This window comes from Legionella qingyii (assembly GCF_003184185.1).
This window is the reverse complement of the sequence record NZ_QHJG01000008.1, coordinates 214,221-230,665: the sequence shown is the minus strand read 5'-3', so window position 1 is coordinate 230,665 and position 16,445 is coordinate 214,221. Positions and strand designations below refer to the sequence as shown.

Below are 16,445 nucleotides of genomic sequence, written 5' to 3'. Positions count from 1 at the left end.
TCTTAGTTTCAATTTTCGATTATTTATTTATACATTCAGCGATAAATAAATGTCTATTTTTACTCAATTTTTTTGCCGAACGACTTTCATAATCAAATCACATTATTGAAAACATTAGCGGATAAATCATTATACAAATTTTTCAAGGAATGATTTTTACTTTTTGGTTGATAATCTACTAATTTGTTCCACTACTTTGGGCTCATTAATACCTCGACTAATCAGTTGATCTTTGTCCTTGATAATTGTTACTTGATAAACGGACTTCAAGTTGCAACTTTTTGAGATAGAGATAGAATAATCATTAATTTGATCAAATGGATTTATTTTGTTACAATTGGCGTTAATTTCGAGTTGGCTTCTGGCTTCAATCTGAATCGAAACTTGAAATACAACGACTTATCTTCTCCCCTAAGGATAGTTGGAGAACTGATTATCTAGTTTTAATGAATAAACGGGTTTGTCGCTGAGATAAAGGTCAGGAATAAATAAATTCAGGTTTGTTTAGTCCTTAAGATTTTAATTCAGTGATAAAACGACTCGTTTTAATCCATCAAGTCTTACTTTATCTCCTGTTAAAACAAGTTCCGCTGCTCTTGAAGTAGTAGTTTTAAATTTTTTTTAGGAGTATTGACCATGGCAATAATGAAACATGAATCAATAAAGCCATCCCCGGCTGTTGAGGGAATGAGCAGTGGCTGGATCACCATTCGCGTTGTAAATAATGATGTATACCATTACCAGATGCAGAAAAAAGAAATGTCACCTACTATTGATATTTTTGTTTCTGTCGAGGAATTTAATGAAAATCCATATCAGGCTATTGAAATAGCGATTAATGAACAGTCTAAAATCTGCCCCGTTTTATTTACTAAAAAAATGGAACGTACCAGTACCTGTGGTCAGGAAGCAACGTCTGTATTCTTTGATAGTAATCTTGCGACTTATATAGTAGAGGTCCAATTTCCATCCTCTACTGTGAACGGTGCAAAAAAAGCGGAAGGTACCGTTTATGAAAACGCCTTTGAATTACCCCAAGGAAGTCAAATTCAATCTGACCAGATGAAACGTATGGTGCTCGATGTATTGAGCTTGGAGCGTCATTTAATCGTTTCTTTGCACAAAACAAGTAAAAATTTGGAACGCCATGAAATTTGTCTTTTCAAAGAAAATGACAGCTGGTTTTATTGCCTCCCTGGGGAAGATCAAGCTCATATAGTACCAGATGTAATTTTGAAATTTAATGAGTGATACATTTATAAGATTCTAAATATCATTGCAAAGAATTTACCCACTCGTACACCACAATGGAAAGATCTATCAAGTGGAAACTATGGAGACTTGGGTATAGCACTTACCATGGAGCTATTCGAATTGATGGTTTCTGCAGGGCATATTCCCAAAGATTTTGGACTGGATTATCATTTTCCCTTGGAATTAGATTGGAACTATGATCCTACCAATCTGGCAATGGTGTTGATCCAAGGTTCGATGCAGCCAGAATCGAACTTATCCAAATTACCTGCGGACCTAATCAATAGAATTTTTGCAGACTCTGTCGATCAAAAGCCCGAAGAGGTCAGCGCTTACATAAACACAGTAAGAGAATCCGTTAAGAATACTTATGCTGCCAGTATTGTTCCCCAGCTTATTTGCAAAGGAAGCTGGAACAATACTCCAAGCATCAGTATTTCTTGTCCCAATGATCCATCCCTTATTGATAAATTTTATCAATCGAACCTGCAGCCGTTCCATCACATGGTGCATCTTGATCCGAAAAATCATCAAATTATCATGAAAAGCTCCAAGGGCGTTGGTGATCATGGTGTTTATTCAGCCAATGCTGGACATGAACTGGCTATTGCTTTTGCATCTCAGGAAGAACGGGACAACTGGGCTGAATTAATGGGTTTTCAACATGATTATTACAATCAAGGAATTGGAATCTGGGCTGATCACCCTCAATGCATCTATTTCACGCGCCGGTTTTTTCTGATTCAGGAATTAAAACAATACATTCAGGAACAATCCCAAAAGGCCGAAGCCATTGTGCAAGCACTTGATACCCTCTCAACAGAACCTACCAGCATTCTTACGAAATTTAGTCTCTTTGTGCAGCAATTTTATAGGAATGAACAAGAGGAAATGAAATCAAAGCTGAAATGCTGCAATGAGCAAATTTTAGCTGCAAAACTATTGATCGAAGTTTTAAGTAATAAAATCGATGTTAGCGAGTTAAAAGAGGAATACCCTGCTTATGTTTCAATCATTGAACAAGATGAAGGGCTTCATGATATTCTGGCACAAATTGAGGAGAACAGTTCTGCACCACAACCAATGTAACATAAAATACAAACTGAATTGGTTTTATTCAGCCATATTAATCCATAATATGGCTGAATAACTGTCCAGTCAGCACCGGTTATTTTTGCACGTTATTTGGGGGATATTCGTGAATTTGAAGCAGATAATTCAATAAACGAGCTGTAATGTAACCTATTGATTTTCTGTTTTTAATTATTCAATCTTCTTATTCTTGCATTCCTCAATGATGCCAGGAAACGACTTGAGTTTTACTTTTTGGTTGATAATCTACTAATTTGTTCGGCTATTTCGGGCTCATTAATACCACGAATAATCACTTGATTCGTTTTCTTGATGCTTGTCACTTCATAGGGAATCTTACCGCCTAAGGTTTTACCTAGATTCGTCAAGAAATCTGAGGATTTTACTCGTCGTGTCTGCTCAATTTTTTCGAGAGGAATAAGTGCATCGACACGAAGTTGACCGTCTTTGCGCAAATGGGCTGAAACTTCCGGGCCTATTAGAGATTTCAAAATGGATGCGGTCGATGTGTGAAGCTCCTCTGGTTCGTAACTATAACAATGAGCACTTATTTGATCCCATAACGCTGTATCCAACTTTGGATCGGAACTTAGAAACGTATTAATCCCCAGTGGAAAATAAGTGCCATAACCTCCTTTTGCATAGGCCGCAATCAATTCTTTGTGAACTAAAGTTTCATTAGCCGGATTGTGAATATGGAACCAAAGGAATTGATTTGCATTTTCAGCGTATCGTTTAATCATTTGTTGGAATATACAATGACCAAATCCCAGAACAACTATAACCCCGCCGTCATTTTTTTTAACTTCTTTTAAGGTATTATCAGTCAGTGTTTTTTCTCTTTTTTCAGAATTTAAACTTTTTTCTTTAAGTTGCTCAGAGACAGGTAAATCAATTCCCCCAAGTTTGAAACATTGCTCTTTCATTGCCTCAAAAAGTTCCAGTTTAGCAACAATGCTTCTTAACTTTTCAGCTTCGTGCGTATACTCAGGACGTGAAAGCGGTAGTTGCTCTACTTTTTTTACTTGTATACAGATGAGCGTTTTTATTATTGTAATATTTTGCTCCAGCGATGCTCCAGGCTCCATTCCATCGACACAAATTGTGGTATAACCTGTTTTTTTTAAATGAGGTAGATGTTTGATAAGAAATTCGCTTGTTGCTCTATCTGCATGGCTTTCATATAACACAACCGGAGGAAGCTCGTATTTGGCATACATGATAGTTCCAATCTAATTGTATTATTTCAATTATAGCAGGCCTAGGTTGATCATTTTGACCCAACATTAGGATGTTTGATTTGTGTGTTGGGTTATCAATGAAAAGAGAATGTCCATTATTATGTGATGCATGAAGGGTTCCTATAATATCTGTAGTGTTTTAACGAATGATGCTCTTCTATTAATTTATCAAGAGCATCAATAATTCTAAACATGCGAAATTGAAATTCTTGCACGATGAATCGAAACAATAAAGGAATTTTTTATTTTTAGATAATATTACAACATGAAGGTGAAGTTATTTTATCTGCATCATCTTCTTCATCTACTTCATCTGCAGCGCTCAAGATATTTAATTCATCCTGTAAGTCTTCAGGAAGATTTGTTGTAGGCAATCTATACGCTTTCACTGCAAATAAAGAGTGACTCAATAAAGAAGAAGAATAAATTGTGTTAAAACACAAAAATTGTTCTTGGTTCCATTTATGAAATGTATTACCAGTAGGTAAATTTGGAGGAATAAAATCATTACCAAGCTTTATGTAATACTCAAAAAATAAATTTAAAGTGTGGGAGAGGCAAGGGGTGATATATAAGCAACCCTTAGAAGCTCGCTCAATAATGGGGATTGCTAATCTCAATGCGTCCTGATCGGATAATCCCTGATAATTGTTTAATGCGGTATTGTAACCTGTAAACCAATAATTAGCTTCACGAATGTATTTATCATAAAGAGTGCTCTCTACAATTTCCGGAGAAAGAGTACCATATTTGGTAATTTGCAGGGTTATTGCCATATTCATGGTCCCTATCATGATTTGATCTAAACTGAGACCTGTATATTTTCCAGGTTCTTTCAATAAAGAAAGAGCTGGATTTAATACTTGATGAATAACTTCTGCACTATGGTTACTTGTGTGCAGATCAAGCTCAAGTGCTTCAATAAATTTTGGATAATATGTATTTTCTAATTCATATAAAGGGATTAAAGGCATTGTTTAAATTTAATTGGCTCAAAAGGGGGGATGATTATATTGTTTTAAAATCAAATGGTCAATTAATTACTCTCTTTGGTTATATAAATACCTACTTCGATGATCAAGATGAACGTACCATGACCTAACAATAGATAAGCCGAATCAGTATAATTTTATCAAATCTTCTTAATAAAATTCAAAAAAATTGTACGGATTACAAAAAATGTACTTAAATTTTTTAAAGAGCATGACAAAAATACTTATGAAGTCATGAAGAAATGGAGTCATTATGGCCAATCGAATCTGTTCGGCATCAAGCAGCATTACTTTAAGAGCTCGCGTAAAAAATACTCCAGGAACTTTTGGTAAATTAGCAGCGGTTATCGAAAAAGAAGGAGGGCAACTCAATGCGATTGATACTGTTCGTGTTGAGGATGGATATCAGATTCGTGATTTTACCATTTTTACATGCGGCCCAAAACATGCTGAAATCATCGTAAAGCAATTGAGTATGATTCCTGAAGTTGAGGTGCTCCAAGTTTCTGATCGAACTTTTCTTGCGCATCTGGGTGGGAAAATTAGAATTAAAGGTCGTATCCCATTAAAAACCCGAGATGATTTATCAATTGCTTATACACCTGGTGTTGCGCGAATTTGTGATGCAATTCATAAAAAACCAGAAGATGTATTTAATTTGACTATTAAAAAAAATATGGTTGCAGTTGTTTCAGATGGAAGCGCTGTATTAGGTTTGGGAAATATAGGACCTTATGCAGCGATCCCAGTTATGGAGGGAAAAGCATTATTGTTTAAAGAGTTTGCTAATGTTGATGCATTTCCTATTTGTCTGGATACTCAAAATGTGGATGAAATCGTTGCCACCATCAAACATATTGCTCCTGTATTTGGGGGAATTAATTTGGAGGATATCTCCGCTCCTCGCTGCTTTGAAGTGGAAGAACGACTTAAAAAAGAGTTGGATATCCCAGTATTTCATGATGATCAACACGGTACAGCAGTAGTACTTGCTGCTGCGATGATTAATGCACTCAAATTGGTTCAAAAAAAACTGGAACAGATTAAAGTGGTTGTAGTAGGCATTGGTGCTGCGGGTACGGCATGTACTAAAATGCTAATCAATTTAGGCGTAAAAAATATTATCGGTTGTGATTGTGACGGTGTGCTTTATCAAGGTAAACCAGGATTACACCCATCACATCAATGGTATGCCGAACATACCAATCCTAATCTTGAACAAGGTACGGTGCATGAAGTAATCAAAGGAGCTGATGTTTTTATTGGCGTTTCAAAACCCGGAGTTATTACGGCCAAAGATGTAAAAAAAATGAATAAGGATGCAATTGTCTTTGCAATGGCAAATCCTATACCTGAAATAATGCCAGAAGATGCAAAAAAATACGCTGCTATCGTTGCAACAGGGCGAAGTGATTACCCTAATCAAATTAATAATGTATTGTGTTTCCCCGGTATGTTCCGCGGTGTTTTAGATTGTATGGCGACCAGGATTAACGAAGAAATGAAGCTTGCCGCAGCTTATGCTATCGCAAACTCTATAGAAGAGCAGTATTTGAGCTGCAGTTACATTATTCCCAGCGTATTTGATACTCGTGTTGTAAAAAATGTCGCTCAAGCGGTTAAAGATGCAGCCATTAAAACAGGAGTAGCTCGTAAATTAATAAAATACAATTTTTAGCGCCATGCAGCACAAACCTTTAAAATAATCGCACCTACAGAAAGGGTGTATTAAAGACATCAATGAAAAAGGAGCGCTCTAAAATGCCAAACATTGAAATCAAAAGAATTTATGAGGCGCCTAAAAAGACAGATGGATTTAGAATACTGGTAGATAAATTGTGGCCACGTGGCGTTAAGAAAGACGATGCTGCTATTGATTTGTGGCTTAAAGAGATTGCACCTAGTGATTCGTTACGCAAGTGGTTTAACCATGATGATCAAAAATGGACGGAATTTCAAAAACGTTATGCAAAAGAATTGGAAGACAAGCACGATTTACTCGATTCCATTAAAGAAAAAGCAAAACAACAACAAGTAACCCTGCTGTTTGCTTCTAAAGAAACTGAGCACAATAATGCGGTTGCATTACTCAATATGCTTCTACATCGTATACAGTAGTATGGAAGAGAGTAGAAATACCAATAAAAAATGCATGGATTGCCTTAAAAGTGCCAAATTTAAAAACACACAGCAATAACTTCAATCTAAAGGTATTGCCGCAAATATCAAACTGATGAAATAGTAGGGCGTTGTTAAAGAAAAGGATCGCTAAAAATATGTTTAGAAGGAACTCCTGCGAGAAAGATAGTGGTTTTAAGTTTATTGGTCGTTTCTTTAGGTCCACACACATATACCCTGGTATCATGAGGATTATTGATGTGTGTTAATGCTCTTCGTTCAATTAACGCTTCAGGATAACGTCCCTGGCTTTGCACCACACAAGGGTCATAAACAAAGGAACTGAATACTATCGATAAGGATTCCAATTCTTCACGATAGTAAATGTCCTCATCGGTAAGACCGCCATGAACTAAAGTGATACGTCCTTGATGATTTTGGCTGAGTGCGCTTCTAATAATGGCAATGAGCGGCGCAAGCCCCGTACCCGTTCCAGCCAATAACATATCAAAAGTTAATTGGTCGGGATTATAGTAAAAACAACGGCCAAAAGGTCCTCTAAGTTTAACCTCCATATTCTTTTTTGCCTTACTCACAAGCCATTGCCCCATACTCCCGCCTGGATAGATTTTAACGTGTAACTCAATAAATCTTTCTTGCATAGAGAGGTTGGCGATTGAATAACTTCGCATGGTGCCTTCGGGATTAATCAGGCTAAGATATTGGCCAGGGATCCAATGTTGTAACTCGTCCACACTAAGTTTAACTTGCACCACATTGTAGTTAAGTGGTTTAAGCTCAATGATTTTCGCATTGACCTCACACTCTACGCTTTCTGGGGCAACAACTTGAAGGGCTGCTTCTGGTTGTGCCAGACATGCCAGAAAATAGCCTTGAGATTTAAGTGTTTCAGGTAATCCTTCTTGCCACGATGGATGAACTACACCATCTTTAGCTTTAATCAGACAGGACTGACATATTCCCGCCTGGCATGAGTTGGGGTAATTCACACCATGACGCAGAAGACACTGTAATACATTTTCCTGAGGTTCTAGGACATATGATTGATTGTTAAAGTCTATAATACTCATGAGCGCCCCAACACTTCATCGCGAACACTATTGGCAATAGCTGCCACTTGTTTAATATCCTCTGCTGCGGCCCCTAACTCCTTAAGCGTTGCTCCTAAATGTTCTATAACAATATCCACGTGCGTATCATTTAATCCTCGCTTGAGTAAATGGGCATGTCCTTCACTCATGCTTTTTCCACTGTAATGATTGGGTCCACCAAAGACCATGGTTAAAAAACCTTTTTGCTTCAAGATTTGTTGATCCATATCAATATCATCAAAAAAATGACTTACACGCTCATCCATTAACATTTTGCGATAAAAAATATCAACTGCGGTATTTACTGCATCTTGGCCTCCCAAGCGCTCAAATAATGACTCAAACATGGTATACTCCTTAAAGATGTATTTGCAATGCATCTTATAAAAAGAAATAATCGGAGTCAACTCACAATTTGGATTTATTTATGCAACTTACACAATTTACGGATTACTCATTACGCGCATTAATTTACATAGCCCTTCGAAAAGAGTCATGTACGATTAAGGATATAACCGAGGCTTATGATATTTCGAACAATCATATGATAAAAATCATTCACAATTTATCGAAATTGGGGCTGATTAAAACAATCCGGGGGAAGAATGGCGGTATTTTAATGGCAGCCCAACCTGAATCAATTAATTTAGGACAACTCATTACGCAGCTGGAGCCTCATTTTGATTTGGTACCTTGTTTTAATAGGGAAAAAGCCAACTGTTGTATTGCTCCTGTATGTAAATTAAAGGGGGTCTTGTATGAAGCTCAAGCCGCATTTATGGATATTTTGGGGCGCTATACTTTAGCTGATGTATTACACAACAAAAATGAGTTGTCTGTTATCTTGAACATTAAATAGGGCAGACTGGAGTTATACGATTTTTTGTGCGAGCAAAAGACCAAATAAACCTGATATGGGTCTTCCCAGTTCATCTTGTTTATGTAAATGACCTACCGATTCTTTATATTCAAGTATCGACCATCCACTGTCTTGATACACGTGATAGAGTTCTTCTTTTTGCGGAAGAAACGTGAAGAATTCTGGCAGCGAATAAAGTTCTGATTGAATGGGAAATACTAAAAAATGATATCCATCGTTTTTAGTTACTCCCTGAAGCTCGGTGAGCAATCCTGGAATGCGTTGAGGGTTTAAAAACTGCAACGTGACTGTTGAGAGAACTAAATCATAAAGTTCGGATCCAAGATTTAAGGGTTGATTTAAATCATGCAGCAGCGTATCAACCCCAGATAACGCTTCTTTCTGGACAATCTCTTCAATTGTTTCTAATGCCGGTTTGTTATGGTCAATTCCTATCACACGATGTCCCATTTTTGCCAAATAAAACAAATTTCTACCCGAGCCACAGCCTACATCAAGAATTGATGCGTTCTTCAAATGGTGTAAATAAGTCTGATAGGCATACACTAAGTCACTATGTGCTGCTCCTAATCCGTATTTTTTATTGAAATATCGTTGAGGCATGCAATAAAACTCAAGATTTGCTTTAAACGTGTCACTGATTGGAATAATTTTATGCCATGCAGCAGGGGGGATCAGTAATTGAGGGTGCTCCGTATCGATTCGAGCTCGGGAACATTCATGCCCCTGGCCATTTAGGAATACAAAATCAATAATTCCTTCCTGGAGGGAAAGCTTACCCCAAGTTCCTTCTTTGGTACTGTGTTTTTCCAAGAAAAATTTCAGTTTTCCATGGCTATCAATTTCGATTTGCTTATAGCACATTAACTCGCTGTATTCTGATATCATGATGCACCTTTTATTTCTGGTTATCGATAACTCTCTTATTGGTTGATATTCTTATTCTCAGTAAGCTCTGGTTCCAGCCTAGTTAAAAGAGTACGCTCGTTCACTAATTTATCAGCTAACTGATGATTTACATCTCGATGCCCTTCCTCATCAATACGTACGGCCAATAGCACATCTCGCAGACGTGCATCAGTAGCTAATCCCCAGTAGTTTTTAGCAATCTCGGGAGCCGGGCAATTTTCAATGCGGCCATCATCCAACTCTTGTAAATAATGGGTATAGCTAATCACTGCCTCTTCTTCAAGATAACCTACAAATCGATGGGCTGTTTTGGAAGAAATAACATACATCAATAAATATAAAACCACAAAAATAGCTTGTGCTACAAAAATAATAAATCGTTCAAACCAATTTGGTTTGGCGATATACATGAAAGTAATCAAATGCATCCGTTCATTTTCTGCTTCATCGAGCAACGTTTTAATCCAGCCCTCATCATTTTTGATTTTTCTTAAGCAACGTAGATGCAGTAATGCCGCTCCAACCATCCCAGGTACTGCCGCTACTGTTTCGAGTACTATCGCGCGATTTCCATAGCGTTTTTGAAAGAAAGTATCAGCAAAAAATCGAAAAAACTTCACAAGACCAAAGGCAAATTTATCACTGATGGTTTTAGTCGGTTTATGACTTGCTGACATGATATGCTCCTTTAGAGTATGTTACACCAGATTATTATAATAAAGATGTATTTTAAATGCAACTTTAAGTGAATACCTATCTATCAGGAGTTACGAAAAACCCCAAGGTCGAGGCAAAAAATGTTTTTAATGAGGGAGTTTAGATAGACTAAATGACCGAATTAAAAACATTTTTTAACGAAGAGATGGGGGTTTTTCGTAAGTCCTGATTATAAGAGATAGAAGTCTTGCATCGGTTCGTTTTAAACGAACTCAAGATGGCCTGCCGTTTGATGACATCTAGCTGCGCATTTTTATCGGCGGAATGGAACCTGGATGAACGTTGGGGAGGTTTAAAACACCGACTTTGAATAAATTGGAGGAGAATGCTGGATGTGCAGATTTTTTTATTTTTATCGAATTCAGATAGGATGGTTTATGTTCTTAATTGTCTAAGTATTCTAATTTATTACAAAAAATCCAGCTGATGCCATTCCATTCATCATTCTTTTTAAATGAGTCGTATTGTTGGTTTAATAACTATTAACAGCAAATCAAGATTACCCAAAATTGTTGTTTGGAGCGTTGTCCTGAGTTTTATCCTTATTCAAAGAATTAATAAACTCCTTAACACTTTCAGGGTTGTTAAGTTCAAGCTTTGCTAAATTTTGATAAAACTCTTCAACCTCAGGGGCTCTTCCACGCATCTTGTTGTGCCATCCTTTGGTAAAATCAGAGTCTGATTTTTTCCAGTCGGCTAATTGAATCACTTCAATCAATGATTGCATTGGTGAGTCAGAGTATGTTGCTATATCTTTCATTTTTTTTAAGCCATCTACGTTAGAATATGGTTCACAAAATTGGCGTATTTTCTCTAATAATTCACTGTGCATCTCTTTCATTCTAGGGTCTTGGGATTTAATTGCTGCCAAATCGGCTTTAACTTGAGAAGTGTTTGTTCTGGTTACTTTTGATTTTAGTGCTGTATCGATTTTTGAATGTAATTTCTCAAGATCTGTCCCGTTACTATAACTCGCTTTAATTTCAACTTGATTTGTCTGCCCATCTTTTTCTTTTATACTTGTAATTTTTGGTTTAACAGGAACTTTCAAAAAAATATCATTATGTGATCGTTGAGCATGATCTTGTTTCGCGCGGTTTAATAAAGGTGCCTCTGCATACTTGTATCCACTCGTATCTATATCCAGGGTAGTAGTGGAAAAAACCCCATCAACATCAGAGTCCCATTGAACATTATCATTTTTCATTAACTGTATTAATTTGGAGGCAATATTTTTATTTTCTTCTTCGATCGCTTGCTGATATTTCTCTGCCATTTCCTGTTCTTCTATTTTTTTTAAAAACTCGATAAGTTCGGAAGGCTTCGTGTATACAGCTTCATATGCAGGAGGCGACTCTTGAGTTTTAGAAAGTTTTTCCCCAAATAGCACGTTATGATGGATATTATCTTTATCATAATCTTCCTTAGCGATTTTATAGGCTACCCCATCGGCATTGGCAGTCCACTTCCCCTTAAAATTCCACGTTTCTTGCATTTTCTTATTTAAAAACTTAGCAATGTCTTGATTAATTTTTTCTCTACTCATAACAGGCTCACAGAATTAATAGAATATCTTTCATAAATATAGTTCAATTTTTGTTACTTTTGTAATCTTTGGTAAGTAGGACCTGAATTTTGCATGAGCCTAGGTGTTTCATGCTGGACTTGATGGACTTGTAGCTCAATTTCTAATATTTATAAGTGAAGATGAGATGGAAACAAGCTTAAAAAGAATCTATTTAGTATGCAGTAATTTCGCTTTTTCATTTAGTTGCCAATTAAGATAGAGGGAGCATGAAAGCCATCTATTGTTCTACCGCTTTTTCAAGATTTTTTAGGCAATTTACATGATTATCAAATAATAGGATCTTGTTGTTGCTGTTTAATAGTGTTTTTAAATTCCACAAGCAATATCATTAAATTATTTTGGGGGGCTCGATTGATTGTTTCGATATTTGGATTAAATCAATCGAGTCTGAGCCTATTAATTCCTTCAAGGATTGTTCGCGTTTAAAATCATGTTTTGTCCTATTGTTGCTATTGCAGGCGGGGATTTAATATAGGGTTTTAAGCTTCCATCGGTTTTTGCTGCTCCAGTATTGAATAAAATAATAATTCCATATTGCTGTTGCATGGTAAAGCCAAGAAAACTTCGGAAATCCTTATGGCTACCGTTTGTTACAAGCTAGTATCGCCGCGCATTTACTGAATTATGCAAGTTGGGTAAAATAATTGTATCAACAAAAAGGAGAGCTTATGAAAAATAGGAACGATTTATTTACAGCAAACCAAAGTAAAACTGTAAGTTATGGAATGAAATGAACCTTAAACTCATTTAAACCTTCTTTTCTATTTTTACGGAATTTTTCCTATTTCAGTATGTGCTAATTGAGCTATTAGCCCATGCTCGGAGTGTCATGAGGTATTTCTATTTCAAGCTCAGGATTCTTTTCCTTAATTCCCAGACACTTCAAGAAATTGTTCCACATTTCGCTAAGAAGATTATAATCTTTGGATATCGCTTCAAAAACTTCTTTTGCAATTTCACTTTTACCTGTATTGGTATAGTTCATCTCTTCTATATACATGGAATCGTTTGTGATACTTAACTCACAAGACAAGTGTCCTATTTTTTCTCTGCCAAGATCAGTAGCTGTCGGAATTTGAATTGGTGTTTCAATTTTTAACTGGATTTTGTCCTTATTTCTAACCTCAAGACTAATTTGCATTTCTTCTGTCATAGCAGTGACAACAATCCCTGACTTGGTATTATCAGAAATAAGGGATTGGAGAGGAACTACAATACCAAAAGGTACAGCTCCGCGGCCTTGAAGTAAAAGGTTAATTGTCAAATTACGCAAATTAGGATCCATGACCCCTCGTTGTAATAAACTATCGTGTAGTGCAAAAACATTGATTTTTTTCCCTTGAAGTTCAGGGAATACAGCATAACTCTCTCCACGTGTTGCTTCGGTTAATGCAGCAGCGTCATAAAAATTAATAGGGATTTCCGATTCTCCATTCGGTTCTGGCTCAGGGATTATCTCCTTAGGATGGTCAAAATCTACCCTGACACTATCCAAGAATTTTAGTTTCTTTAAAAAATTAACTACAGGTTCCTTAAACCATGAGAGCTGTTCATTAAAAAATTTATAATTATGTTTTAAATCGACTCTATCTGCCATGATTATAAAATATAAAAGTTGGTTATTATTTAATTGTATTGTTTATTTGTTAAGGAAATATTAACAACTGATGGAGCAATAGGAAAAGTTTGTCTTTTCTAATAATACAAAAAAAATTCTAAGAGATATTAATAAATTCATTAAGTTACAAATGTCTATAATTTATGGTAATTAAAAGATAATACACAATTTTTTTGATGAGCAGTGGCAGGAATTTCATTTTTTTCTGGATACTGGCTCTGTTGGTTCTTAAATAATTAATCTGAAAGTTGTTAAAAATAGATTTATTGGATTTTTAAGAACCATAGGAATAAGCTTAAGCTTTTTACATTTTATAGATTGAGGTCCTTAGTTTTTTAAACTAAGGATTGTTAGCGTTTAAAATCATGTTTTTTCCTATTGTTGCTATTGTAGGCGGGGATTTAATATAGGGTTTTAAGCTTCCATCGGTTTTTGCTGCTCCAGTATTGAATAAAATTATAATTCCATATTGCTGTTGCATGGTAAAGCCAAGAAAACTTCGGAAATCCTTATGGCCACCGATTTTTCCACAAATTACTTCTCCATTGATTGGTTCACAGACCCAAGCATAGCCTTGTCCACCGACAATTGGTTCTTGTTTTCCAATATTGGGTAGAACAATCTTTCCTGCGGGTACAGGCAGATAATTATTGGGTGCATGAGCGATTTGCATCCCTTTTAAGAGCGTTAGTTGCTTGGGATCCTGATTGGTGCTTATATTCAAATTGGCACGAATAAAGTTAATCATATCGCTTGCATTGCTGCGAATACATCCTGCACCTGCCCAGGGCACATATGGGAAAGGATTTCCTAATTGATATTCATGAGTGAGCTTGTCGATATGGTATCCAGATGCATATTGAGCATTTTGCCACTGGCTTGTATTGCAAGGAGTTGCGCCGGCAGGAGTTATGACTGGGCACGTTCCATTATGTGCTTCGTCTGGAAGACAAGCACTTGTTAAAGGCATGTTGAGAATGTTTGTAATATTGTTACAGACCCATCCATTAAAATCACCCTCCAAAACATTGGGGAAGCCATCCCGATTCATGAGTGCCTGAGTGATTAATCCTACGCTGCTGTTCGAGTAAAAATTTCGGGTTGGCAAATAATGGGGGGATCCATATACCAAGCGCACTTGTGGCTTGCCATCACCAATACAGGTAGCAAGCGCAGTATTCAGTTTATTTACATCTTTAACGAAGTTCGATTGATTTAAATTCTGATCACCACTGTTTTGATCAACGCTTGGAGCATCTGAAAAACAGAAACCTCCCGAAAAAGTAGCGAGTTCTTGATAAGTCACTGGGGACTCATGGGAGGTTAAATCAAAACTTTTTCCTACCCAACTTTTAGACGGCAGATCGGGTTTGATCGGTGACAATGGATTGATTTGTTTTTTATAGATTGAAGCACCCAGACTCGCTGTAGTAAATGTTTTAGTCACTGAGGCGAGTTCAAAAAGAGTATTTTCATCTGGAGGCGTATCGTTTAAAGCACGAAGTCCACAGCTTATATAACAAATCTGTTCTCCAGAAGCCGTTTTTTTATAAATGCCGAACACTCCTCCCAGGGTTTGTTCTTCGACAACTTTTTGATTTGCTGTATTAAATACATCGGGTGTGAAGGTTAAGGCATGTTGATATTGAGCTTGGCAAAAGGAGGTTTGCCAGCTTTTCTTTTTTAGGAGGGTACAAGCAATATCCTTATTGATATTGATATTAATCGTATTCACTAAAGGGGTTCGCCCTTGATAGTTGATCTTAATGGTAAGTGGTACTGATTTAACTGTATTGGGGGCGTGATAGGCAATAGCTAATGTACAGTTGCTCTTTGCATTGATGAATGTACCACAGCTGCCTAAATTGGTATCAACCGACGCTAATGGGCTCGATAACTTAATGCCTAAGGGCAAATTAACCTTCGTATTATTACGTACTGTGTAATATAAGATAAGTTCTTCCTGTGGTAAAACCTGTTGCGAAGGTGTGGGCGTATTAATGAACTCCACCAGTGGCGTGGCACTATAAATTTGTTCGGTAATACCAAACATCATTAAAGCAGGAAGAAGCAGGGTTATTTTTTTCATAAATAAGACTCATAAAGAATTAAAGCTTAACCCAATATAAAATGCTTGGTTATTGAGTGAAAGCTTAATGGGTTCTAGTAAATTATGATTATTTGATAATGATGAATGTGCTGTATCACTTTGCGAATAGAGATAACGAGCGAATACATCAAATTTCTTATTTAGATGCACGGCAACGCCAGCACCTGCTGCTCCTGCAAATTGGTTATTGATTTTAGCTGGAAGTCGCAAGCTGCTTACAGGTGTGATACCAGGGAGCGCCTGATCATGATAGGTTACTTTGCTTACACTTAATCCCGCACCTAATGTGATAAACGGTGAGATTCTCTCGATAGGAGAGAATAAGTACAAATCACCCTGGAGTACTAGATTGAAGATATTTCCAGATTCTTTATAGGTGTAATTAAAAAATTCTGGATCATTGAGCTCGTAAACATCCCCAGTGAATCGTGCTTGTTGATAATAAATAGCGGGTCCTATGAGGATTTTTTTAAGCAACTGGCTATTCACAGAGATATTTCTTTGAAAAGAAAATGAATAGGTTGCTTGCGTTTTCTGGTGGGAATTAACCAGTGAATCAGTAATATAATCACTGATGATAATGGTTTGGTCGTTACTTTTTGTAAAACGGCTTGCACCGACTGCAATAGAGGTGCTCCATGAACTTTGATTTGCTATGACAGAAGAGGAGAGCAAACCACAAAAAATAGAAAGCAGGTATTTAATGTTCACAAACGATCCTTCAACATAGGGTATGCATCCATTCTTATTAATCACAAAGTACTATTTTCAAAGCGTCTGAAGTGGCCTTAGATAGATCTTCAAATCAACAGAC

The 16,445-nt window shown here is 36.6% G+C and carries 16 protein-coding genes; 5 read left to right on the top strand and 11 right to left on the bottom strand.

The features are described 5' to 3' along the window. Window positions 1-636 precede the first annotated feature (636 nt). Window positions 637-1,251, top strand: a complete 615-nt coding sequence (locus DGG96_RS07090; RefSeq protein WP_110141370.1) for a hypothetical protein — start codon at window positions 637-639, stop codon at window positions 1,249-1,251. A gap of 108 nt (window positions 1,252-1,359) precedes the next feature. Then, window positions 1,360-2,343 carry a hypothetical protein gene (locus DGG96_RS07085; protein WP_110141371.1) on the top strand — a complete coding sequence of 328 codons (984 nt, stop codon included), beginning with the start codon at window positions 1,360-1,362 and terminating at the stop codon, window positions 2,341-2,343. Between the two features lie 230 nt (window positions 2,344-2,573). Here the strand turns inward: DGG96_RS07085 and DGG96_RS07080 are convergent, their stop codons facing one another. Further along, window positions 2,574-3,566 carry a hypothetical protein gene (locus tag DGG96_RS07080; protein WP_110141372.1) on the bottom strand — a complete coding sequence of 331 codons (993 nt, stop codon included), beginning with the start codon at window positions 3,564-3,566 and terminating at the stop codon, window positions 2,574-2,576. Window positions 3,567-3,835: 269 nt separating this feature from the next. Further along, window positions 3,836-4,561 (bottom strand): hypothetical protein, encoded by a 726-nt coding sequence (locus DGG96_RS07075; protein WP_110141373.1) that lies wholly within the window; start codon window positions 4,559-4,561, stop codon window positions 3,836-3,838. Window positions 4,562-4,832: 271 nt separating this feature from the next. Between DGG96_RS07075 and DGG96_RS07070 the strand changes: the two genes are divergently transcribed. Next, window positions 4,833-6,257, top strand: coding sequence for an NAD-dependent malic enzyme (locus DGG96_RS07070; protein ID WP_110141374.1), 1,425 nt, complete (start codon window positions 4,833-4,835; stop codon window positions 6,255-6,257). Between the two features lie 83 nt (window positions 6,258-6,340). Next, a complete protein-coding gene (locus DGG96_RS07065) occupies window positions 6,341-6,697 on the top strand; it encodes a DUF488 domain-containing protein (protein WP_110141375.1) in 357 nt (118 codons plus the stop codon). Between the two features lie 134 nt (window positions 6,698-6,831). Here the strand turns inward: DGG96_RS07065 and DGG96_RS07060 are convergent, their stop codons facing one another. Both DGG96_RS07060 and DGG96_RS07055 read right to left on the bottom strand, forming a co-directional pair. Next, a complete protein-coding gene (locus DGG96_RS07060) occupies window positions 6,832-7,788 on the bottom strand; it encodes an FAD-binding oxidoreductase (protein ID WP_110141376.1) in 957 nt (318 codons plus the stop codon). After that, entirely contained in the window at window positions 7,785-8,156 is a 372-nt protein-coding gene (locus DGG96_RS07055) for a group I truncated hemoglobin (RefSeq protein ID WP_165831563.1), read from the bottom strand. The genes DGG96_RS07060 and DGG96_RS07055 overlap by 4 nt, the downstream gene beginning before the upstream one ends. 80 nt (window positions 8,157-8,236) lie before the next feature. Here DGG96_RS07055 and DGG96_RS07050 point away from each other — a divergent pair, with 80 nt between their 5' ends. Then, window positions 8,237-8,668, top strand: coding sequence for an Rrf2 family transcriptional regulator (locus DGG96_RS07050; RefSeq protein ID WP_110141378.1), 432 nt, complete (start codon window positions 8,237-8,239; stop codon window positions 8,666-8,668). Between the two features lie 12 nt (window positions 8,669-8,680). Here the strand turns inward: DGG96_RS07050 and tehB are convergent, their stop codons facing one another. The 7 genes from tehB to DGG96_RS07015 all read right to left on the bottom strand — a co-directional run bounded on the left by tehB (window position 8,681) and on the right by DGG96_RS07015 (window position 16,342). Next, window positions 8,681-9,577 carry an SAM-dependent methyltransferase TehB gene (tehB, locus tag DGG96_RS07045; RefSeq protein WP_110141379.1) on the bottom strand — a complete coding sequence of 299 codons (897 nt, stop codon included), beginning with the start codon at window positions 9,575-9,577 and terminating at the stop codon, window positions 8,681-8,683. Window positions 9,578-9,612: 35 nt separating this feature from the next. Continuing rightward, window positions 9,613-10,275: an alternative oxidase gene (locus DGG96_RS07040; RefSeq protein ID WP_110141380.1), complete on the bottom strand. Its 663-nt coding sequence runs from the start codon at window positions 10,273-10,275 to the stop codon at window positions 9,613-9,615. A 539-nt stretch (window positions 10,276-10,814) separates the two neighbouring features. Further along, window positions 10,815-11,861 (bottom strand): hypothetical protein, encoded by a 1,047-nt coding sequence (locus DGG96_RS07030; protein ID WP_110141381.1) that lies wholly within the window; start codon window positions 11,859-11,861, stop codon window positions 10,815-10,817. A gap of 447 nt (window positions 11,862-12,308) precedes the next feature. Further along, the gene (locus DGG96_RS20785) at window positions 12,309-12,449 is read right to left on the bottom strand and encodes a hypothetical protein (RefSeq protein WP_158618862.1); all 141 of its coding nucleotides are present in this window, start codon (window positions 12,447-12,449) and stop codon (window positions 12,309-12,311) included. Window positions 12,450-12,711: 262 nt separating this feature from the next. After that, a complete protein-coding gene (locus DGG96_RS07025; RefSeq protein WP_110141382.1) occupies window positions 12,712-13,500 on the bottom strand; it encodes a hypothetical protein in 789 nt (262 codons plus the stop codon). A gap of 361 nt (window positions 13,501-13,861) precedes the next feature. Continuing rightward, a complete protein-coding gene (locus DGG96_RS07020) occupies window positions 13,862-15,610 on the bottom strand; it encodes a serine hydrolase (RefSeq protein WP_110141383.1) in 1,749 nt (582 codons plus the stop codon). A 9-nt stretch (window positions 15,611-15,619) separates the two neighbouring features. Next, complete coding sequence (locus DGG96_RS07015; protein WP_158618861.1) at window positions 15,620-16,342, bottom strand: outer membrane beta-barrel protein; 723 nt, start codon at window positions 16,340-16,342, stop codon at window positions 15,620-15,622. Window positions 16,343-16,445: the final 103 nt, after the last annotated feature.

Bases quoted from the DNA above. Each gene is read 5' to 3' on its own strand.
- DGG96_RS07030 (WP_110141381.1), bottom strand. From the start codon at position 11,861: ATGAGTAGAGAAAAAATTAATCAAGACATTGCTAAGTTTTTAAATAAG.
- DGG96_RS07080 (WP_110141372.1), bottom strand. From the start codon at position 3,566: ATGTATGCCAAATACGAGCTTCCTCCGGTTGTGTTATATGAAAGCCAT.
- DGG96_RS07075 (WP_110141373.1), bottom strand. From the start codon at position 4,561: ATGCCTTTAATCCCTTTATATGAATTAGAAAATACATATTATCCAAAA.
- DGG96_RS07025 (WP_110141382.1), bottom strand. From the start codon at position 13,500: ATGGCAGATAGAGTCGATTTAAAACATAATTATAAATTTTTTAATGAA.
- DGG96_RS07050 (WP_110141378.1), top strand. From the start codon at position 8,237: ATGCAACTTACACAATTTACGGATTACTCATTACGCGCATTAATTTAC.
- DGG96_RS07085 (WP_110141371.1), top strand. From the start codon at position 1,360: ATGGAGCTATTCGAATTGATGGTTTCTGCAGGGCATATTCCCAAAGAT.
- DGG96_RS07060 (WP_110141376.1), bottom strand. From the start codon at position 7,788: ATGAGTATTATAGACTTTAACAATCAATCATATGTCCTAGAACCTCAG.
- DGG96_RS20785 (WP_158618862.1), bottom strand. From the start codon at position 12,449: ATGCAACAGCAATATGGAATTATTATTTTATTCAATACTGGAGCAGCA.
- DGG96_RS07055 (WP_165831563.1), bottom strand. From the start codon at position 8,156: ATGTTTGAGTCATTATTTGAGCGCTTGGGAGGCCAAGATGCAGTAAAT.
- DGG96_RS07020 (WP_110141383.1), bottom strand. From the start codon at position 15,610: ATGAAAAAAATAACCCTGCTTCTTCCTGCTTTAATGATGTTTGGTATT.
- DGG96_RS07070 (WP_110141374.1), top strand. From the start codon at position 4,833: ATGGCCAATCGAATCTGTTCGGCATCAAGCAGCATTACTTTAAGAGCT.
- DGG96_RS07040 (WP_110141380.1), bottom strand. From the start codon at position 10,275: ATGTCAGCAAGTCATAAACCGACTAAAACCATCAGTGATAAATTTGCC.
- DGG96_RS07090 (WP_110141370.1), top strand. From the start codon at position 637: ATGGCAATAATGAAACATGAATCAATAAAGCCATCCCCGGCTGTTGAG.
- tehB (WP_110141379.1), bottom strand. From the start codon at position 9,577: ATGATATCAGAATACAGCGAGTTAATGTGCTATAAGCAAATCGAAATT.
- DGG96_RS07065 (WP_110141375.1), top strand. From the start codon at position 6,341: ATGCCAAACATTGAAATCAAAAGAATTTATGAGGCGCCTAAAAAGACA.